This window comes from Colwellia sp. 6M3 (assembly GCF_014077595.1).
Lineage (GTDB): Bacteria > Pseudomonadota > Gammaproteobacteria > Enterobacterales > Alteromonadaceae > Cognaticolwellia.
The window spans coordinates 1-21333 of record NZ_JACGWF010000075.1; the positions used below are offsets into that span (position 1 = coordinate 1).

The window sequence follows — 21333 nt, forward strand, 5'->3', positions numbered from 1 at the left end:
CTCTGATCTAGTGACTTCATGTATGGATCGTTTTGGTATCAGTAAATACCATGCATTAGGTTTTTGTAAAGGTAGCGATTTAGATTTAGTGCAACTTAAACATCCATTTTATGATTTTACCGTGCCGGTTATTTTGGGTGAACATGTTACCACTGATTCAGGTACCGGTTGTGTACACACCGCTCCAGGTCATGGTGTAGAAGATTTTGTTGTTGGTAAGCTTTATAACTTAGAAGTTGCTAACCCTGTAGGCGCTAATGGCGTTTATTTAGAAGATACGCCATTATTTGCTGGGCAACATGTTTTTAAAGCCAATGCAAATGTCGTTGAAACTTTAAAAGAACATGGCACATTAGTGCATCATCATGCGCTAGAACATTCTTATCCTCATTGCTGGCGTCATAAAACGCCATTGATTTTCCGTGCGACACCGCAATGGTTTATCAGTATGGATAATAAAGGTTTACGTAAAGACTCTTTAAGCGAAATTGAAAAAACTCAGTGGATCCCTGATTGGGGTCAACGCCGAATCGAATCTATGGTAGAAGGTCGTCCAGATTGGTGTATATCACGCCAACGTACGTGGGGCGTGCCAATGGCATTATTCATTCATAAAGATACCGGTGCCTTGCATCCTCGCAGTATCGAACTGATTGAAACCGTTGCTAAGCGTGTTGAAGATAAAGGCATTCAAGCATGGTTTGATTTAGAAGCTTCAGAGCTGATAGGCAATGACGCACAAGAATACGTTAAAGTGCCTGATACCCTTGATGTTTGGTTCGACTCAGGTACAACGCATTACTCCGTTGTAAAAGCCCGTGAAGAATTTGATGGCATTGCTGATTTGTACTTAGAAGGCTCAGATCAACATCGTGGTTGGTTTATGTCTTCAATGATTTCGTCTGTAGCGATGAATGGCAAAGCACCTTATAAACAAGTGCTAACGCATGGTTTTGTGGTTGATGCTAAAGGTCATAAAATGTCGAAATCTTTAGGTAATGTTATTACACCTAAAGAAATTACCAACACATTAGGTGCTGATATTTTACGTTTGTGGACAGCATCGGTAAATTACACGCAAGAAATTACTGCAGGCGATGAAATATTTAAACGCCAAGCAGATGCTTACCGTCGTATTCGCAATACGGCACGCTTTTTACTGTCTAACTTAAATGGCTTTGACCCTAAAACAGATTCAATTGCTTTAGATGATATGGTTGCACTTGATCGTTGGGCTTTAGATAAAGCTGCACAGTTACAAGCCGATATTATTGCCGCTTACGATGAATATGAATTTCACGTAGTCGTGCACAAGTTAATGAACTTCTGTACAACTGAGCTAGGTGGTTTTTATTTAGATATTATTAAAGATAGACAATACACAGCTAAAGAAGACAGTGTTGCACGACGTTCATGTCAAACGGCGATGTATTTAATTGCCGAGGCAATGACACGTTGGATGGCGCCAATTTTGTCTTTTACTGCACAAGAAATTTGGCAGGCGCTACCAACAGCTTCAGATGAGACTCGTGAAGAATTTGTCTTCACTGGTGTTTGGTTTGATGGCTTACCAAAAGCTTCAACCGACAGTGCTTTAAATAACGATTATTGGAACGAGCTTTTATTAGTGCGTACTGAAGTCAATAAAGCCTTAGAAAATGCTCGAAAAGAAAAGCAAGTAGGTAAAGCGCTAGAAGCCGCTGTAACATTGTATGCGACAAGCGAACTTGCAGAAAAACTACAGCAATTAGGTGAAGAATTACGTTTTGTCTTAATCACTTCTAAAGCTGTTGTTAACGTTGTTGAAAGTGCACCTAAAGACACACTAGCTACTGAAGTCAAAGGTTTATGGTTAACTGTTGCGCCAGCTGAAGGTGCAAAGTGTGATCGTTGTTGGCATGTTACTGAAGATATTGGTCAAAGCGAACAACACCCAGAGTTATGTGGACGTTGTATTAGCAACGTAGATGGCGAAGGCGAAGTACGTAAATTCGCTTAAGTTCAACCTGTGTTAATGCGATTAAAACTAAAACGTGCAGTGCTTTAAATAAGCCTGCACGTTTTCTAGTTATTAAAAGCTTGAAGTATTGCGTATTGAGCGCGAATAATAAAAGTGAAGTTTTTGTGTTATGAAAAATTTATTTACCCAAACAGGCTTACGTTGGTGGTGGTTAACCGCTATTTTTTTAATAGCTGATCAAGTAACTAAGCAATTAATAGTCAGTAATATGGACTTATATCAATCTATCGATATTTTGCCATTTTTCAACTTAACTTATGTACATAACCTTGGTGCAGCATTTAGTTTTCTTGCTGATCAAGGCGGTTGGCAACGTTGGTTTTTCACCGCAATCGCCGCCATTGCTAGTATCGTTTTTATTGTATGGTTAGCAAAAACACCTAAACAACAAGTGCTGTTGTCGGTGGCATTTGCGTTCATGTTAAGTGGCGCTGTTGGCAATCTTATTGATCGAGTATTATTTGGCTATGTAATCGACTTTTTAGATTTTTATGGCTTTGGTTATCATTTTCCTGCTTTTAATATTGCCGACTCCATGATTTTTATTGGTGCCGCTTTGATGATTTTTGATTCATTTAAAAACGGTGAGTCAAGCAAAACAAAACAAGATATTAACTCTTAAAGAGAACATTACATGACAAATTTAGTGACGGCATCATCAGAAATTATTGCTCATATTACAATGAAGCTAGCCGATGGCTCTGCGGCGGACAGTACCAAAGTTAATAAAAAGCCAGCAAAAATTATTATGGGTGATACTAGTATTTCACCAGCATTTGAAGCACAGTTGCTTGGTATGTCAGCAGGTGAAAGTAAAGAGTTTGTGCTAGCAGCAGTTGATGCCTTTGGTGAACCCTTACCAGAAAATATTCATTATATGGATATCAGCAAGTTCAGTGAAGAAGCACCAGCGAAAGTGGGCAATATTATAACTTTTACCCAACCGGGCGGTGAGTTACCTGGCATGATAAAAGACGTTTCAGGAAGTTCAGTGACTATCGATTTTAATCATCCTTTATCTGGACAAGAAGTTACTTTTGTAATTGACGTAGTCGACGTTATATAAGTAATCTAGTTAATTAAGTTAAGCAATTATTTAAGTTAAGCAATTATTTAATTTAAGACCTTATTTAAGTTACGCAGTTTAATAAGTTAAGCAACAATGAGAATGTTATGGAAATTATTTTAGCTAATCCTCGTGGATTTTGTGCTGGTGTTGATCGAGCGATAAGTATCGTTGACCGAGCATTAGATTTATTTGAAGCACCAATTTATGTCCGTCATGAAGTCGTTCATAACAAATTTGTGGTCAATGGTTTAAAAGATCGCGGTGCAGTATTTGTTGATGAATTAAATGAAGTGCCAGACGATAGTACCGTTATATTTAGTGCTCATGGTGTGTCTAAATTAGTGCGTAATGAAGCAAAAAATCGTGGGTTAAAAGTTTTTGATGCAACTTGCCCATTAGTCACTAAAGTGCATATGGAAGTTTCAAGAACGAGTAGAAAAGACATTGAATGTATTCTTATCGGTCACGCTGGACACCCAGAAGTTGAAGGTACTATGGGGCAATATGAAAGTGTAAAAGGTGGTATTTATTTAGTTGAATCTACTGAAGATGTAGCAACACTTGAAATAAAAAATCCTGAAAAACTTTATTACTGTAGCCAAACTACATTATCTGTTGACGATACAAGCGATGTTATTGACGCACTAAGAAAGAAATTCCCATTAATTCAAGGTCCGCGTAAAGATGACATTTGTTATGCAACGCAAAATCGTCAAGATGCAGTAAGATCTATTGCAGAACAAGTGGAGTTGTTACTTGTTGTGGGTGCTAAAAATAGTTCAAACTCTAATCGATTACGAGAATTGGCTGAAAAAATTGGCACCACTTCTTATTTAATTGATACCGCCGCTGATATTGATGTTTCATGGTTAACTGATGTTAAAAAAATTGGTGTAACCGCTGGAGCTTCAGCACCTGCAATACTGGTTCAGCAAGTGATAGAAGCGCTAAAATCCTTTGGTGGACAAGAGGTTATTGAATACCCAGGGAAAGAAGAAAATACTGTATTTGCGGTGCCGATAGAATTACGCTAGTCTTAGGGTATATTATTTGCAGCTATTGCCTGTATTGGTTTTCTAAATTTTTTGAAATAAGAGACCATTTATATCTGCAAATTAACATTTTCGAGTAGTAAGGGCTAAAGTAAGAGAAATTACTCGTCATAATAAATTAAGGTATGGGTTAATGAAGTTCACCAATGTGATTTTTAACACATATAAATTACTGTTAAGTAGTGATTTTTCAAGTCCCTATCAAAACTTTTCTTTGTCTAGAATAAACCCTTTTAATCTATTTCTTTTTGCAATAATAACAACATTGTCTATATTTTATTTATTCATATTTGAAGGGAGATTAAATATTGAATAATACATTTTCACGTGTTCCCTCTAAAAAACCCTCGGTAAATAAAGGACTTACATTTATTGAAGTGTTGGTCGCGGTTTTTATTTTAGTAACCGGAATTTTAGGTGCTGTGGCTATGCAGGCATCAGCAAAGAAAGGCAGTTTTGATGCAATGCAACGTTCTGTTGCATCAGCGTTAGCACAAGATATTGTTGAGAGAATGCGAAGTAATAATGCAACGGCTCTCGCCGGATATGCAGCGACAGACTATGGTGTACAACTCGATACTCCACCCGATAAACGATGCAATACAATTGCGGGACTATGCTCTCCAGCCGAAATGATGGGGAATGATAGATATGAATGGGAAGTTTCTCTTATGGGGGCTGATGTTGTTAATGGCGGCAATAACCGTGCTGGCTTAACGGGCGTTCGGGGATGTATTAGCCAAGCAGCAAATGCGGTAACTGTTGTTGTAAGTTGGGAAGGTCGAACAGATATTGCTGATGCTAAAAAAGATAGTTGTGGCACCGCTAGTACCAAAAGGCGACAAGTTATTGTTAAGGCGTTTATAAATTAATATGAAAAAACAACTCGGTTATACCTTAATTGAAATATTTATTTCCTTGGCTATTGGCTTAGCACTTTTTGCTGGTATTTTAAGTGTTTTCGTAGGTATGAAAACGACCACTCAAGAAACAGCAACTTATGGCGAATTACAAGAAAACGGTCGTTTTGCATTAAGTGTGCTAAGTGATGACTTATTAAGACAAAATTTTTGGGGCGATTATACCGGTACATTAGATAACTCAATGCTAAATTCAGTGCCGGGCGCACCAGGTAATGAATGCCTTGGTGAGGGCTTAAATAATGGTACTTTTCCTAACGCCATAGGGCACTTTAGAACTATATGGGGCCAAGAAGTAACATCTAGCGCTATTATGGGATGTATCAACGATGCAAAAGTAGGCTCTGATATTATTCAATTAAAACGCGCTATATCTAATCCATTAGCATTAAGCTCAAACGATAACTATTATATTGTTTCAAACCTAAATGAAGCCGAAATTTTCACAGGTGGAGCGATTCCATTGGTTGCTAATAGTCAGCTGTGGGAATATCAACATCATATATACTACGTAAGAGATGAAGCGCAAGGTACTAATATAGTACCCGTTTTAATGCAAGGTCGCTTAACGACTAATATGACATTCGATCCTATTATTGATGGTATTGAAAGAATTCGCTTTATGTATGGCATAGATACCGACATTCCAGGAAATTCTGGTTATGGAATTGTTGATACCTTTATATCTGCAGATAACATGACGTTAGCCCAATGGGATAATGGTAATAATAACCGGATATTAGCCGTACGAATTTATGTGTTGGCCAGAAGTATTCTCCCTGATATCAAATATACTAATACCAATACCTATAATCTGGGTGATGTGCCCGTTACGTTTAATGACAACTATCGTCGATTACTCTTTAATTCAACCATAACTTTATATAATGCAGGAGTCGACTCATGGTAAATCGTAATTATGAGCGTAATGTATTTAATAATAATCGAAGCTTAGGTAAACAAACTGGAGTTGTGTTAATTGTTGCGCTTGTTTTTTTAATTGCGCTAACCGCAGTTGCTGCGGCTTTGATGCAAAATTCAACCACAGATATGAAAATGTCAGGTGCAAGTGAAGAAAAAGTTGTTGCTACACAAGAAGCTATAAGTGCTAGTGACGAGGTGATATTTCGACAAGTAAATGCCGATGTTGGAAATAATAGATTTGCATCACCTGTCGTTCGTTTTCAAGATGACGATTTTAGAAATGTTACTGGTAGTTTAGGTATTACAAATACTGGTAATGATACTACGGCAAATATCGATATTGCCAATAATGAACTTGAGCTAGAACCGGATTGCCCCCACTCCAGATCTGCTTCATCAGCCCAAGTATTTACTTGTAATGTTATACGCGTGCAAGTGGTCCGTAAATATGGACGAAAAAACACCAACGAAGTTGAAGTAAATACAGGTGTTGCCCAGCAACTTTTACGATAATTTTTTGGTGTTTAGCTAAATACTGGAGTTAATAAAATGAAAAAATTTCTGTCTACTAGTCTACTGCTTTTAGTCTCAACTGTATCTTTTAGTGAGGATATAGAATTATACGTTAGCAATGCTGTAAAGCTTGCTGGTAGTAAAACCCAAGTCCTGATTATTTTTGATAACTCAGGTAGTATGGGGACCACACTTTCTGTAAATGAAGACTATGATCCTTCGGTAACTTACCCCGCGATCGGCAATGACAACTCATTAGATGAACGTTTTATTTACTTTACAAAAGGCGGAAGTGATGGAGGCTCAGGTTTACCTGTACCGGATAAAAATAATGAATCCCGTCGTTTTCTAGCATCCATTAATAGTTGTGAAACAGCGAGAAAAATTTTAGATGAAACTGGCTTTTACTCAGGGCATATTCGAGAATATAGCTTTAAAGGCACATCGGGTAGTTGGAATGAAATTCCGGATAATAATGGCGCTAATATAGATGTTATTGATTGTGAAGATGATGTTTTAAAATCCGATCCTAACAATATTGACAGTTTACCTGATGGTTACCCGATTGATTATCTTGGTACTAAATTTCTCCCTATTTATCATAGTCCTTTACTAGCAACTTCTAACGTTGAATGGTCTGGTCAGTATGTAACACTTTATTCTGATAATTATTTACGTTGGCATCATGGCGAAACTATTGCACAAACACTGACAACGCGCATGGAAATCGCGAAAAAGAGTATTGCTAATGTAGTTAAAGCTGCGCCATCTATCGATTTTGGCTTAGAAGTGTTTAATTATAACTACGGTGATGCTGCTAACCATCCTAACGGAGGGCGTGTTGCTTTTGGTATCCAACAAATGAACGATACTAGCGAAGCTAATTTTCTCGATATTGTAAATAATAAAGTTTCTGCGAGAACTTGGACGCCTTTGTGTGAATCGCTTTATGAGGCTCAACAGTATTTTGCAGGTAAAGATGTTGAATTTGGTGATGATGATGTTGACCTTTATTATCGTGGCGGAGGTCTTGCCTATAGAAAAAATGTTCCGCCTCGGGATACTACAATAGAGTCATCAGGAAAATATAATAGCCCTTTTTCAAGTTGTAGTAGTAAAGCCTTTGTTATTTTAATTACTGATGGTGCACCTACTTATGATAATGGTGCCGATAGTAAAATTGAAGCATTAACCACCGTTGACGAAGGCAAAACGGTTAACTTTAGTGGTAGCAAGTTTGATGGTAACTATTTAGCGGGTCTTGCTGAGTGGATGAATGAGAATGATCTCAATACTACTCTACCAGGCAGGCAAACAGTTTCAACTTACACCATAGGTTTTAGTGAAGGAGCACTTGATGCTGCGCCGCTATTAAAAAGAACGGCTAAATTAGGAGGAGGAGACTATTATCCTGCTACAGATAGTGCACAACTTACCTCAGCACTTTTGAATGCATTAGAAAGTTTAGAGCCTAGTAATGATAGTTTAACTTCTGCATCTGTAGCTGCGAATAACTTTGACCGAACTGAAACCTTAAATTCGGTTTATTATGCTATGTTTCAACCTGAGAACGGACCGCGTTGGCAAGGTAACCTTAAAAAATATAAGGTGGTTGATGGTAATCAAATCGGTAAGCATGGCAAATTAGCGCTTGATGCAAGTAGTGGTCATTTCTCTCCAGATGTAACGAGCTTTTGGTCGACAGATAATGCCAAAGATGGTGATGATGTGCCAGATGGTGGCGTTGCAGATATGCTACGTAACAAAACTAATCGTGTAGTTTATAGTGATATTGGCACAAGTGGTGCTTTGGCATTATTAACAAAAACACAGGCAGAAACTTCGTTTGGAGGTAGCACAGAGCTAGCTACAGAAATGGATGTGCATGTTGATGATGTAGATTCTTATTTAAGTTGGGCCAAAGGTACTAATGTCGATAATGTAAAATTACCCGATGGTACTGAGCCCACTATTCGTCCCGATGTTTTTGCTGATCCTCTTCATTCTAAACCCCTAGTGGTTAATTATGGTGATAGCATTCGTATTGTTATTGGTACTAATGCCGGTATGCTTCACATGTTCGAAGATAAAGGTGACTCAGTAGATGAAAACTGGGCTTTTATGCCAAAAGAGTTTCTCAAAAACATTAAGCCATTAAGACAAAACTATTCTACAGCTGAAAAAATTTATGGTGTAGATGGCAATATAACGTCATATACACAAGATAAAAATGGTGATGGCATTATTAATGGTACAGATAAAGTTTGGATCTTTTTTGGTCTTCGTCGCGGAGGCACTTCATATTACGCGTTAGATATTAGTGACCCTAGTGCGCCAGGCAAACTTTGGCATATCGATGCTTCATCAACTGGCTTTGGTGACTTAGGGCAATCATGGTCTCAACCTAAGCTCGGTTATTCTAAGGCAAATATTTCCGGTTCAGGGGATTCTGCTGTTGCCGCACCGGTACTGTTTTTCGGTGGTGGTTATGACGCAGGCAAAGATGCAAGCGGTCCTGGGACCCCAGATACCAAAGGTCGTGCTATTTATATGGTCGATGCTCAAACCGGAACGCTAAAATGGAGCTTAGCAGCTGAGAATGCAAGTACAACGTTCAGTGGCACCGATAGTATTCCATCGAGCATAGCGATTCTTGATAGTGATGGAGACGGTTTAACAGACAGACTTTATACCGGTGACACGGGTGGTAATGTTTGGCGTGTTGATATGCCAAGTGGAAATCCAGGTGACTCAGAAGACCCATGGACAGTGTTTAAATTAGCTGAATTGGGCGGAACTACCAATAGTAATGATTTACGCTTTTTTAATGAACCATCTATTGTACGTACTTTTGTTAGTGAAACTATTGAAACTACCGTAACAGATAAGGATGGTCAAACTCAAACAATCGTGAGTCACCAAGAAAAACCCTACGATGCCGTTCTTATAGGTAGTGGAGACAGATCCAACCCGTTGGGTGACGACACAAGTGATACATTCTTTATGATTAAAGATGAGCACATAAAGACTAAATCATTTTTTAGTTCAGTTGAACCTGTAACACCCGCTGCGCTTTTAAAAAGTGATTTGTATAACTACACAGATAACCCTTTTGGTCAAACTCTGACTACTCAAGCGCGAGAAACATTAGCTATTGCAGTGAGTAAAAAATCTGGTTGGTATATCGACCTAGAAGGCTCAGGTGAAAAGAGTACGGCAGAAGCCATTGTTATCAATGGTGTCGCTTTTTTTACAACATTTATTCCACCTAATTTAGATCCTAATATTGTGCGATGTGAGCAGCCTAACGGTACTGGCCTGTTATACGCTGTTGATTTAGCTCTAGGTACGGCAGTATATAACTGGAAGACAAATGATGGAACTGGTGATGGTACTGGCGTTGGTGATGGTACCGGCACTGTTGAAGGTCCGCCTGCAGATGCTACAAGGAGTATAGTTATTAGTGAGCAATTTTTAGGTGCACCTACACTCATTGTGGTTCCTGATGCAGCAGGGGAAACTATAGGTAATATTATTGTTGGCCGAAAAGTTGTAAATACTCCTTTTACCCTGCAAACGATGAGAACCTACATGTATATTAAAGAGGAGCAATAATGCAAAAAGTAAAACGGATTAATGGTTTTACATTAATAGAGTTGTTAATAGCAGTTGCTATAGTTGCTATTCTAGCCGCTGTAGCATTTCCTTCTTATACTGACTTTGTCGCCCGCTCAAATCGCACAGAGGCTCAGCGAGAGTTACTAAGAATTGCTAATATGCAAGAGCAGTTCTTCGTTGATACCAGAGCATATACCTCAGATATGAATAACCTGGGGTTAGGTAACGATCCATTTATCACTGAAAATGGTTATTACAGTATAGATGCGGCCTTAGCTAATGGTGGTTTTGTACTAACGGCAACGGCACTTGAGCCGCAAAAAACTAATGACAGCAATTGCCCAACCTTATCCGTGAGTGAAACGGGGCAAAAATTACCGGCAAGCGCCTGTTGGGAGCAATAACATGAAAATGAAAATATACTTAATTACCTTAATCGTTTTAATAAATGCGAGTTTTGAAGTTTCTGCTGCTAATAAAGTGGATAAAAATTATAACGTAGATGCTAAATGCTATGTAGAACTTGCTGATGGTGAAAAAGTAATTTATTTGGCTACTGTAAAAGAAAATCAAGTTAATAAATTAGTTGATACCTTAGCGGGTAAAAAAATACCGACACCTTATGCTAAAAAGAAGCAGCAGGTTCAACTGGCATTTGAATGCGTATTACTTGAGTCAAAATTCAACTCAAGTAAAGCAAATGAATTATTTGAAAAGCAACCGAGATAAGTCGTCGATATTGTTAGTTGTTACTAAATTAATTTAGTTAACGTCGTTATTATAAATGCCCAGTAACATTACTGGGCATTTATGTATTAACTACATGAAACTGATGTGCCATTTCTATTATTGTCTTTACCATCACTATTCGTATCTGTCGTCGCATAAACGCGTCCAGACAAGGATACCTCAACACCGCGAGAAAAATCATTATTGTCTTTAGGGCAGTAACTAAAGTTGCCATTACCGCCTGATACTAATCGACCTGTCGGGGCAAATATTATAATATTTTGGCTAAACTGTAGCGTATCACCGTTGGATATTTTTCCTTTCACCTTTATTAACTCTTCATTGGCGCTAACATAATTACTGTTATTCGCTAATGTATTATCACTATTAATAAAGACACTAATTTCATTTTGCCAGTTTGTAGTACATGTTGTGCCACTTAATGGGCAAATAGTGACATTTTTACCACTATTTATAGCACTATTTCTTGCGGCTAATAATAGCCGATGTATTTCGCTTACTTCATTATCGACTCTTGATTGCACCATAAACTGACCTAAACTTGGTCCTGCAATAGCGGTTAATATGCCAATAATAGCAATGCCAATAAGCAACTCGGCGATTGTGAATCCTTTAATAAACTTAGGACTTATAGATTTTTTTATAGATAACTTAGACATAACTACAGCTACAGTTAAGGTTGATGCTTTATTTATAACATTGTTACTTATGCTCAGCTAGCAAATTCTATTTAAGGAAGTGCTGTTAATCTGGGCCTGATGCTAATAATTTATACTTAAGCTTCATAAATATTATTTTCTAGTCTCTGATTTTTAGCTTATGTTAAACAACGGCTGAATGGTTGTCATACTTGTCATAGCAGCTAAGTTTATTACTAATAATCAGTAGAAAAATGTAATATATTTATCTCTTTTAGCACATAGCAAGTGTCATTAAGTTTAGTTATAACACTTAATTTTTGCACCGCTACGTCTAATGTTTTTACTGTTACTTTTATTTGCAGCACTCGCATAAGCTCTTCCAGAGGTTGCTACTACAATACCTCTGTTTTTGTCATTATGATATTCAGGGCAGTAGCTAAATGTGGCGTTTTGTCCCCAACCTGACAAATGGCCAGTGGAAGCGTAAGTTAAGCCAATGCGTGTTTTGCCATATTGTAATTTATCACCGGTTTTTATTGCCGCTTTATTTGCGACAATTCGTTCATTTAATTCAGGTTCAAATACTTTGTTATTATTACCGTCAGTAAATACACTTAACTCTTGATGCCATAGGTTTTTACATTTGCTTTGGCCATTTAATGGGCAGAGTGTAACACTGGTGTTATGAGTTAAAGCGCTATTTCTAGTAATTAAAATCAGCCGGTGGAGGGTTGATATTTCATTGTTAACACGGGTGACAACAATGAAATTATTGAGGCTAGGTATACCAATGGAGAGTAAACTCATTAAAATCGCTAGCGCGACCATTGTTTCGATAATTGTGAATCCATTACACTTTAACATGACAACTATTCCTTTAGTTGAATAAACTTTTCAGTGCTAGGTATAGTCAAAAATATCGAGATTTTCCAAATTTAATTAACTAATTTTCATATATTGTTGGAATTGCTGTGCGCTTATGTTGAGTTTTCATGTAGATAGCGATAATTTTTTCTTCTACTAATTTATCCGTGTTTTTACCTTCTAAAAAGTCATCTAGCTGATCATAACTTAGGCCTAAGGCATCTTCATCTTTTTTACTGGGGGCTAACTCTTCTAAGTCAGCTGTTGGTGCTTTATCAGTTAATTGGCTAGGAGCGCCTAAAGTGCTAGCAATTTGTTTGACTTGACGTTTGGATAGTCCAAATAATGGTGCCAAGTCACAAGCCCCGTCTCCCCACTTGGTAAAAAAGCCTGTAATATTTTCTGCCGAGTGATCTGTACCTAATACTAAGCCACCCAATATACCTGCAATATGATATTGCATTACCATGCGAGAGCGTGCTTTAACATTTCCTTTAGAAAAGTCTATTTCAGCGGCAGATGCTGAGAGCAGTTCTGCATTTTGAAGGGCATTAATGGTTTCATTATGAATACCTTCAGTGCCTGCCAAGATATTAGTGGTTAAACTATGTGTAGGCTTTATAAACTCAAGAGCCAACTGTGCGTCATCTTCATCTGCTTGGATATCAAAGGGAAGTCTTACAGCAATAAATTGATAAGTATTCGGACTTTCACTGTTTAAAGCGTCAACAGCGAGTTGAGCTAAACGGCCACAAGTAGAAGAATCAACACCACCACTTATACCTAAAACTAGTGATTTAAGGCCTGATTGAACTAGCTTGTTTTTGATAAAATCTACTCGACGTTCAATTTCAAACGTAGGATTAATTTCAGGTAATACTTTCATTTCATTGATTATTGCCTGGGCGCCCATAATATTTCCTTTTGGTGAGAGGTAGATTTTAAATTTTAAGCTGTTTAAAAGTAGCAGTATAGGCAGTGTAGCAAAGTCTTACTTCGATTAGAACTTTTGCACTATAGCTGTACAATTACTTGATATTATGTAGATAATGATAATTATCAACATGCTCCGATGCGTAAATCAACTTATAGGCTAGAAAAATGAAAAAAATAGAAGCGATAATTAAACCATTTAAAATGGATGATGTACGTGAAGCACTTGGCGAAATTGGTGTTACGGGTATGACTGTGTCCGAAGTTAAAGGCTTTGGACGTCAAAAAGGGCATACCGAGCTTTATCGCGGCGCCGAATACATGGTGGATTTTTTACCGAAAGTAAAGCTCGAGATTGTGGTGAAAAAAGAAAATGTTGAACGCTGTGTAAATACTATTTTAGAAACTGCGCAGACGGGTAAAATTGGCGATGGTAAAATTTTTATAACCGATGTAGAACGCGTAATACGTATTCGTACTGGAGAAGAAGACGAAGAGGCTATTTAAGTCTATTAATAGCCCAAAAAAATACCAGCAAATTGCTGGTATTTTTTTGGCTTATTGATGTCTATGCAGCAATACCTAAGCTAGAGTTGAGACTTTTATTGAGAAACTAAAGGGTTATTTGGGTAGTTTGCAGCTAACACTTGTTTGGCATTAACTTGCAAATCAGTTAAGCCCAGTTTTTCGTAACAGACAATCATAATTTCTAATGCTTCTTCTGTTTCTGCGCTAGGAGAAAAGTATTCAACAATATATTTTCCTCGGTTAGCTGATGAAACATACGCTTCACGCTTCAAGTAATAACGTGCAACAGATAATTCATACTTCGCTAGTCGTGATTTAATGGCGATCATGCGTTGACGTGAGTCAGCAGCATATTTACTGTTAGGGTATTTCTCTAATAATATCTTTAAATCTTTAAATGCATCGCGAGCTGCTGAAGGATCACGGTCTGAACGGTCAATACCTGCAAGATTTTGGAATAAATTTTCTTGAGTAGCAACATTGATTAACGCACGCATATAATAAACGTAGTCTATGTTTGCATGTGAAGGGTTAAGTCTTAAAAATCTATCTGTTAAGGCTAGACCTTGCGCAGCATTACCACTTTTATAATAAGCATAAATTAAATCTAATTGTACCTGATGAGAGATAGGACCATAAGGAAATCGAGAATCTATCGCCGATAATATTTGTATAGCCTTTTGATATAATCCATTGTCAAGTGATTGTCTAGCATCAGAAAATAATGCTTGAGCAGACTTGTCCGGCACCTTTTTTATATCTTTTTCGTTTGTGCCTGAGCAACCAGTTATTGCTAACACGAGTGCAAGGCACATTATTTTTATTGTCACTTTTTCCATAGACTTCAATATCACTACTTTGTTTTAGTTAAAAATAAATATCTTCCTCGCTATAATTACTTAATGTAATTGCTTTAGCAAAGAGGTAAAATAAGCACTGGCATTCTAACCTAGCAATCCTGCCTTGCACAGTGCTAATTAATAGAGAGTTTAATGGCTGAGATAATTCAACACCGGGACACGGTTCCCGAATCATGCTTAGGCAAACGTTTCGACCAGACTTTGGCCGAAATGTTCCCTGATTATTCACGTTCACGTTTAAAAGAGTGGATTTTAGCCGGTCATGTTACGGTTGACGACGTTGTAGTCGATGTACCCCGCGAAAAAATGTTCGGTGGTGAGCTTATTGCCATCAATACTGAAGTTGAAGCGGAAGTGCGTTTTAAAGCGCAAGATTTACCACTTAATATTGTCTACGAAGATGACGATATTTTAGTGATCAACAAACCTGCTGGCTTTGTTGTGCACCCTGGTGCGGGTAACCCAGATGGTACAGTGCTTAACGCCTTACTTCATCATTGCCCTCAACTAGATGTTGTGCCGCGTGCAGGTATTGTTCATCGTTTGGATAAAGACACAACAGGCCTAATGGTAGTAGCAAAAACTATTGCCGCTCAAACCAACTTGGTTGAATCTCTTCAAGCGCGTGAAATTACTCGTGAATATGAAGCTATTGCCAGCGGTATTATGACCGCTGGTGGTTTAGTTGATGAGCCGATTGGCCGTCATGCTACAAAGCGTACACATATGGCCGTAACCTTTTCAGGCCGTCCTTCGGTGACGCATTACCGTGTAATGGAAAAATTCAGGTTACACACACGTTTACGTTTGCGTTTGGAAACTGGGCGCACACATCAAATACGCGTGCATATGGCACATATAACGCATCCACTTGTGGGTGACCCTGTGTATGGTGGTCGACCTCGTCCACCTAAAAATGCATCAGAAGAATTACGTGAAATGTTACGTCAATTCAAGCGTCAGGCCCTGCATGCTGCAATGTTATCTCTGTATCATCCGATATCGGGTGTACAAATGACATGGCATGCTGATGTACCTGATGATATGGTCGCATTAGCTGAAATGTTACGTATAGATACAAAAAATAATCTCGTCGATAGTGATTTTTAACCCTTCAGACAATATACAGTATATCAAATGGCCAACAGAACGCGTGTTGGCCTTTACTACCAACCGATTACCAACTCAAAAGAAGTTGTTGCCTAGTAATGCAGAGCCTTCATCGCTCATAGTCACAATTGAACATGAAGCTTCGACACCATTGGCGCCAGAGTTTGATGCTTTTAATTTGGGTGATCATGTTGGTGACTGTCCTGATCTAGTTATTCAAAACAGAAAGCTACTTTTAAAGTACCTACCTTCTGAAACTAAAATTCAATGGTTAACTCAAGTTCATGGTAATAAAGTAGCTAACGTTGAGCATCATGATAATAACCCGATTATAGCTGATGCAGCGATAACTCGCAGCCAAGGAATTGCTTTAGCAATTATGACTGCAGACTGCTTACCTATTTTATTATCAAACAGCGATGGCAGCGAAATTGCCGCAATTCATGCTGGTTGGCGACCTTTAGCTGCAAACATTATTGAGGAAACCATTACATTAATGCAAAGCTCAGTAAATGACATTGTAGTGTGGATGGGGCCTTGTATTGGCGAACAGTTTTTTGAAGTTGGACATGAAGTAAAACAAGCTTTCTGTCAGGTTTCCACACAGTTCGAGCAAGCTTTTAAACTTATCAAATCGCTCAATGACGATCCAATAAAATATTTAGCAAATTTACACTTGATTGCTCAATTGCAACTTTCGAATTTAGGTGTAAAAAATATCACTTCATTGAATGAATGTACTCATACCTTGCGTGATAAGTACTATTCTTATCGCCGGGATGGCCAGACCGGGAGAATGGCTAGCATTATCGTTATAAAATAAATTGTTTAATTTCAAGCTTTCTAATATTCCATTAATTGATCTTCATCAAGGTTATAGTTTTCCAATGCTTGAAAATACGTCTAAGTGTCCTCATAACATAGTTAACTATACTGTAAGCCCAGTAACATGGCATTAGGAGAACGTTAATGCGTTTAGATCGATTTACACAAACATTTCAAGTAGCAATATCTGATGCTCAATCTATAGCATTAGGTAAAGATCACCAATTTATAGAGCCTATCCATTTAATGCTTGCGTTATTAAACCAAAACGCGAGTAGCATTATTCCACTTTTAAAAAGTGCGGGTATCAATGTTCGAACACTTAGAACACAAGTTGAAGCTGCTATTGATGAATTAGCACAAGTGTCCGGTACCGGTGGCGAAGTACAATTGTCATCGGCGATGGGAAATATTTTAAATCTTTGTGACAAGTTTGCACAAAAGCACGGTGATAAGTTTATTTCTTCAGAAATATTCATGCTGGCAGCGTTACAAGATAAAGGTAAACTTGGACAAATTCTTAAAGGACTAGGTGCGAGTGAGCAACGTTTGCAAGACGCAATTATCCACATTCGTGGTGGGAAAAATGTCGACGATGTTAATGCTGAAGAAGTACGCCAGGCACTCGATAAATATACCGTAGATTTAACCGAGCTAGCAGAGCAAGGTAAATTAGACCCTGTTATAGGTCGAGATGATGAAATCAGACGAACTATTCAAGTATTGCAAAGACGCACAAAAAACAACCCGGTACTCATTGGTCAGCCTGGTGTAGGTAAAACTGCCATTGTTGAAGGGTTAGCTCAACGTATTGTTGATCACGAAGTGCCTGAAGGTATTAGAAATAAGCGAGTCTTATCACTTGATATGGGCGCGCTTGTTGCTGGTGCTAAATATCGTGGTGAATTTGAAGAGCGCCTTAAAGCTGTACTTAGCGAACTAAACCAGCTTGAAGGGCAGGTGATACTATTTATTGATGAATTGCATACTATGGTCGGCGCTGGCAAAAGTGACGGAGCTATGGATGCAGGAAATATGCTAAAACCTGCGCTAGCAAGAGGGGATTTACATTGTGTTGGTGCTACTACCTTAGATGAGTATCGTCAATATATTGAAAAAGATGCAGCTTTAGAGCGGCGTTTTCAAAAAGTACTGGTTGATGAACCTAGTGTAGAAGATACGATTGCCATTTTACGTGGTCTTAAAGAACGTTATGAGTTACACCATAATGTTGAAATAACCGATCCTGCTATTGTTGCCGCTGCAACATTGTCACATCGGTATGTAAGCGACCGCCAACTGCCTGATAAAGCGATTGATCTTATCGACGAAGCAGCGTCGAGTATTCGTATGCAAATGGATTCAAAGCCTGAGAACTTAGATAGATTAGAGCGACGTTTAATTCAGCTAAAACTTGAACAAAGAGCATTATCAAAAGATTCTGATAGCGCCTCCAAAAAACGTTTGGAGCTGATTTCAGAAGATATAGCAACTTGCCAATTAAGTTATGACGAATTAGATGAAGTGTGGAAAACCGAAAAAGCTGCACTTCATGGCACGCAGGCGATTAAAACAGATCTAGAGAAAGCCCGCATTGAACTCGAAGCTGCTCGAAGAGTAGGCGATCTAAATACCATGGCAGAGCTACAATATAGTCGTATACCCGATCTTGAAAAACAGCTTGATCTTGCTTGCCAAGCTGAGATGCAAGAAATGACTTTACTTAGAAATAAAGTCACTGATGTTGAAATTGCAGACGTATTGAGCCGTGCTACTGGCATACCGGTAGCAAAAATGCTTGAAGGCGAAAGTGATAAACTACTACACATGGAAGACAATCTTCACAAACGTGTTATCGGACAATCTGAAGCCGTGGTATCCGTATCAAACGCTATTCGAAGATCAAGAGCAGGTTTGGCAGATCCTGATCAACCTATAGGTTCCTTTTTATTCCTCGGACCAACTGGCGTAGGAAAAACAGAATTAACCAAAGCATTAGCTCATTTTCTTTTCGATAGTGAAGATTCATTAGTGCGTGTTGATATGTCAGAGTTTATGGAAAAGCATTCTGTTGCGCGTTTAGTTGGTGCACCTCCTGGTTATGTTGGTTATGAAGAAGGAGGGTATTTAACTGAGGCGGTAAGGCGTAAACCTTATTCTGTTATATTACTTGATGAAATTGAGAAAGCACATCCTGATGTTTTTAATATATTACTGCAGGTATTAGATGATGGAAGGTTAACGGATGGCCAAGGACGCACTGTTGATTTTAAAAACACAGTGATCATTATGACTTCAAATATTGGTTCCGACATTATTCAAGAGTTTGGCGATGACAGTCAATATCAACAAATGAAAACGCGTGTAATAGCTGAATTGAGTCATCACTTCAAACCTGAGTTTATAAACCGTGTCGATGAAACTGTAGTTTTTCATCCGTTACTCTCTGAGCAAATTCAAAGTATTGCGAGTATTCAAATATCGGCTTTAATCAAAAGATTAGAAGCAAGAGATATCAGTATGACCGTTTCAGATGAGGCATTATCGTTTATTGCCGCTGCAGGATTTGACCCAATTTTTGGTGCTAGACCGTTAAAACGAGCTATTCAACAGGAGATAGAAAACCCGCTTGCACATAAATTGTTAGCGAACGAGTTTTCAGCAGGGGATCATATTTTTGTAGAGCTAAGTGACAATAGCTTAAATTTCACTGTTAATAATGTGAAGAGTTAAGCTATTTAATTTAGGTTTTAGCTAGTTTTAACCTAAGCAGGTAGGAGTATGGAGTTTGTTACTCGGTACAATAAACTTCTACCTGTTTTTCATTCATTGCTAATTGTTGTTGTTTTTCCAAAGCACCTAATACTTTCACATTACCCGTTTCATCTTTATATTGAATTTTATCAAAATTCTGTAAAGTGCTTAAATTATCTCGTGCAGTAATACACTTATCTTGATTGATATTATCAATTGCATCACTATTCTCTTGTGCGGTAACAAAAGATTTATCAGTAGATTGTGAACTTAAACTAGACATATCTTTTTCAATTGTGGCTGCAGATTTTTGATTTTTTGCCATACTAATTTCAATATAGTCATCATGTGGTGGTTGGTTTTGACTAAAATGAACAACATCTTCCTTGTCAATCCAACGATAAATGGTGATCTGTTCGGCTGCGAAAACATCGGAATACACTAATATCATCGAAAAAAACAACAATGTCTTAATGTTCATAACGGTACCTACCCATAAATTAATACTAACATTACTAACATTTAATCTCGTTTGAAATGAATACACACGATATAAATGTAATATCTACTGTGTTTTATAGCAACACAGAGGCCAGTTTACAAATTTTTATCCTTTTATTAATCATTCATTTGTACTACAGCTACCGTTAATAAATAAACTTATGCTAGATTACCCCTATATAACTCATTTTAACTTCTTTCGGTTTAATTTATGCAAGACAAAAACAATGATGACTCGCTTCAAACTCGCGGTATTTATCTGTTACCTAATTTATTAACTACAGCAGGTCTATTTTCCGGATTTTACGCTGTCGTATCATCGATGAATGGTCACTTCATCAGTGCAGCAATTGCTATATTCATTGCCATGATTTTTGATGGCTTAGATGGCAGAGTTGCAAGAATGACAAATACACAGAGTGAATTTGGTGCAGAATACGACAGCATGGCAGATATGTTGTCGTTTGGCATAGCGCCAGGAATAGTGGCATATAATTGGGCGCTTTCGAGTTTTGGTAAATTTGGCTGGTTAGCCGCATTTGTTTATGTTGCTTGTGCTGCATTACGTCTTGCTCGTTTTAATACCCAAGTTGGCATTGCAGATAAACGCTACTTCCAAGGGTTAGCAAGCCCAGCTGCTGCAGGCGTTGTAGCCAGCCTTATTTGGGTTGGCAGTGAATATCAAATCAACGGGCAAGATTATGGCTATATTATCGGTTTAATTACTATCGTCCTTGGTCTGTTAATGGTCAGCAACTTTAGATACAACAGTTTTAAAGAAGTGGACTGGAAAGGTAAGGTTAATTTTGTTGTCGTACTATTAATAGTACTCGCCTTTGTGGTTATCGCTTCTAGCCCTGAAAATATTTTGCTCATTATATTTGGCTTATATGCTTGTTCGGGGCCGTTTACTACTATCCGCTCAGTAAAAAAATTAAAGTTAGAGCATGTGCTTGGCGACGATCAGGATGCGGACTTTATGCGCGATAGCGAAACTAAAGCGCCAGAGAATAGTGATGCAAATGAAAAATCAACGAATAACGACCCTAAATAAATGGGTTGGTGAACCGTTTAGCTCACAAAGTACTAAATTTACAATGCTCAATGTAAGTATGGTTTCGTTCTAATAAAATATAAAAGCGCTATTTAAGCGCTTTTTTTATTTTATTAGAGCGAAAATCCAACGGCTTGCTTAAATAAAAAGCAAACAAACACATTTCCGAAATTAAATGCACTTTAGGTGTTGACGTGAGGTCAAAAATCTCTAAAATGCGCTCCAGTTCCAAGGGGTCACCCCAACGAACTGTTTTAATAAGTTATCTAGCGCGGTTTAGGCTGAATTGGTTAACTTAACGTTTTAAAGATAGGTTTTGAAAGTTTTAAAAACTTTTAAAATAAATTCAAATAAAACGTTGACATTAAAACTGAGTTGCGTAGAATGCGCATCTCGC

General features: G+C 38.0%; 20 protein-coding genes. 15 read left to right on the forward strand and 5 right to left on the reverse strand.

All coding sequences use genetic code 11. The features are described from left to right. The 10 genes from H4J50_RS14415 to H4J50_RS14460 form a co-directional block, all read left to right on the forward strand. On the forward strand, positions 1-1999 hold a 1999-nt coding region (locus H4J50_RS14415; RefSeq protein ID WP_182257135.1), incomplete at its 5' end, for an isoleucine--tRNA ligase. Between the two features lie 130 nt (positions 2000-2129). Further along, positions 2130-2642, forward strand: a complete 513-nt coding sequence (gene lspA / locus H4J50_RS14420) for a signal peptidase II (protein ID WP_108456679.1) — start codon at positions 2130-2132, stop codon at positions 2640-2642. A gap of 12 nt (positions 2643-2654) precedes the next feature. Next, complete coding sequence (fkpB, locus tag H4J50_RS14425; RefSeq protein ID WP_108456678.1) at positions 2655-3086, forward strand: FKBP-type peptidyl-prolyl cis-trans isomerase; 432 nt, start codon at positions 2655-2657, stop codon at positions 3084-3086. 107 nt (positions 3087-3193) lie between these two features. Continuing rightward, complete coding sequence (ispH, locus tag H4J50_RS14430; protein ID WP_182257136.1) at positions 3194-4123, forward strand: 4-hydroxy-3-methylbut-2-enyl diphosphate reductase; 930 nt, start codon at positions 3194-3196, stop codon at positions 4121-4123. A gap of 326 nt (positions 4124-4449) precedes the next feature. Then, positions 4450-5013, forward strand: coding sequence for a type IV pilus modification protein PilV (gene pilV, locus H4J50_RS14435; RefSeq protein WP_162533786.1), 564 nt, complete (start codon positions 4450-4452; stop codon positions 5011-5013). A 1-nt stretch (position 5014) separates the two neighbouring features. Then, positions 5015-5971, forward strand: a complete 957-nt coding sequence (locus tag H4J50_RS14440) for a PilW family protein (protein ID WP_182257137.1) — start codon at positions 5015-5017, stop codon at positions 5969-5971. Next, positions 5965-6498, forward strand: a complete 534-nt coding sequence (locus H4J50_RS14445; protein ID WP_182257138.1) for a PilX N-terminal domain-containing pilus assembly protein — start codon at positions 5965-5967, stop codon at positions 6496-6498. The genes H4J50_RS14440 and H4J50_RS14445 overlap by 7 nt, the downstream gene beginning before the upstream one ends. Before the next feature lie 36 nt (positions 6499-6534). Then, positions 6535-10113 carry a pilus assembly protein gene (locus H4J50_RS14450; protein WP_182257139.1) on the forward strand — a complete coding sequence of 1193 codons (3579 nt, stop codon included), beginning with the start codon at positions 6535-6537 and terminating at the stop codon, positions 10111-10113. Beyond that, on the forward strand, positions 10113-10520 hold the full coding sequence (locus H4J50_RS14455; RefSeq protein ID WP_108456672.1) for a type IV pilin protein: 408 nt from the start codon (positions 10113-10115) through the stop codon (positions 10518-10520). The genes H4J50_RS14450 and H4J50_RS14455 overlap by 1 nt, the downstream gene beginning before the upstream one ends. Before the next feature lies 1 nt (position 10521). Beyond that, the gene (locus H4J50_RS14460) at positions 10522-10845 is read left to right on the forward strand and encodes a TapY2 family type IVa secretion system protein (RefSeq protein WP_182257140.1); all 324 of its coding nucleotides are present in this window, start codon (positions 10522-10524) and stop codon (positions 10843-10845) included. An 86-nt stretch (positions 10846-10931) separates the two neighbouring features. Here H4J50_RS14460 and H4J50_RS14465 read toward each other — a convergent pair whose 3' ends face one another. From H4J50_RS14465 to nadE, 3 genes are all read right to left on the reverse strand, one after another. Further along, complete coding sequence (locus H4J50_RS14465) at positions 10932-11525, reverse strand: GspH/FimT family protein (protein WP_182257148.1); 594 nt, start codon at positions 11523-11525, stop codon at positions 10932-10934. Between the two features lie 279 nt (positions 11526-11804). Further along, the gene (locus H4J50_RS14470; protein WP_108457836.1) at positions 11805-12371 is read right to left on the reverse strand and encodes a GspH/FimT family pseudopilin; all 567 of its coding nucleotides are present in this window, start codon (positions 12369-12371) and stop codon (positions 11805-11807) included. Between the two features lie 79 nt (positions 12372-12450). After that, positions 12451-13284, reverse strand: a complete 834-nt coding sequence (nadE, locus tag H4J50_RS14475; protein ID WP_182257141.1) for an ammonia-dependent NAD(+) synthetase — start codon at positions 13282-13284, stop codon at positions 12451-12453. Between the two features lie 188 nt (positions 13285-13472). Here nadE and glnB point away from each other — a divergent pair, with 188 nt between their 5' ends. Beyond that, positions 13473-13811 carry a nitrogen regulatory protein P-II gene (glnB, locus tag H4J50_RS14480; protein WP_077287161.1) on the forward strand — a complete coding sequence of 113 codons (339 nt, stop codon included), beginning with the start codon at positions 13473-13475 and terminating at the stop codon, positions 13809-13811. 95 nt (positions 13812-13906) lie between these two features. Here the strand turns inward: glnB and H4J50_RS14485 are convergent, their stop codons facing one another. After that, positions 13907-14671 carry an outer membrane protein assembly factor BamD gene (locus H4J50_RS14485; protein WP_182257142.1) on the reverse strand — a complete coding sequence of 255 codons (765 nt, stop codon included), beginning with the start codon at positions 14669-14671 and terminating at the stop codon, positions 13907-13909. A 153-nt stretch (positions 14672-14824) separates the two neighbouring features. Between H4J50_RS14485 and rluD the strand changes: the two genes are divergently transcribed. The 3 genes from rluD (at position 14825) to clpB (ending at position 19360) form a co-directional block, all read left to right on the forward strand. Beyond that, positions 14825-15802, forward strand: coding sequence for a 23S rRNA pseudouridine(1911/1915/1917) synthase RluD (rluD, locus tag H4J50_RS14490; RefSeq protein WP_182257143.1), 978 nt, complete (start codon positions 14825-14827; stop codon positions 15800-15802). Continuing rightward, complete coding sequence (gene pgeF / locus H4J50_RS14495; RefSeq protein ID WP_182257144.1) at positions 15792-16625, forward strand: peptidoglycan editing factor PgeF; 834 nt, start codon at positions 15792-15794, stop codon at positions 16623-16625. The genes rluD and pgeF overlap by 11 nt, the downstream gene beginning before the upstream one ends. A 146-nt stretch (positions 16626-16771) precedes the next feature. Continuing rightward, a complete protein-coding gene (gene clpB / locus H4J50_RS14500; protein WP_182257145.1) occupies positions 16772-19360 on the forward strand; it encodes an ATP-dependent chaperone ClpB in 2589 nt (862 codons plus the stop codon). 58 nt (positions 19361-19418) lie between these two features. Here clpB and H4J50_RS14505 read toward each other — a convergent pair whose 3' ends face one another. Further along, positions 19419-19862 (reverse strand): DUF4124 domain-containing protein, encoded by a 444-nt coding sequence (locus H4J50_RS14505; protein WP_182257146.1) that lies wholly within the window; start codon positions 19860-19862, stop codon positions 19419-19421. A gap of 231 nt (positions 19863-20093) precedes the next feature. On the opposite strand from H4J50_RS14505, the gene pssA reads away from it, so the two are divergent. Beyond that, positions 20094-20936, forward strand: coding sequence for a CDP-diacylglycerol--serine O-phosphatidyltransferase (pssA, locus tag H4J50_RS14510; protein ID WP_182257147.1), 843 nt, complete (start codon positions 20094-20096; stop codon positions 20934-20936). Positions 20937-21333: the final 397 nt, after the last annotated feature.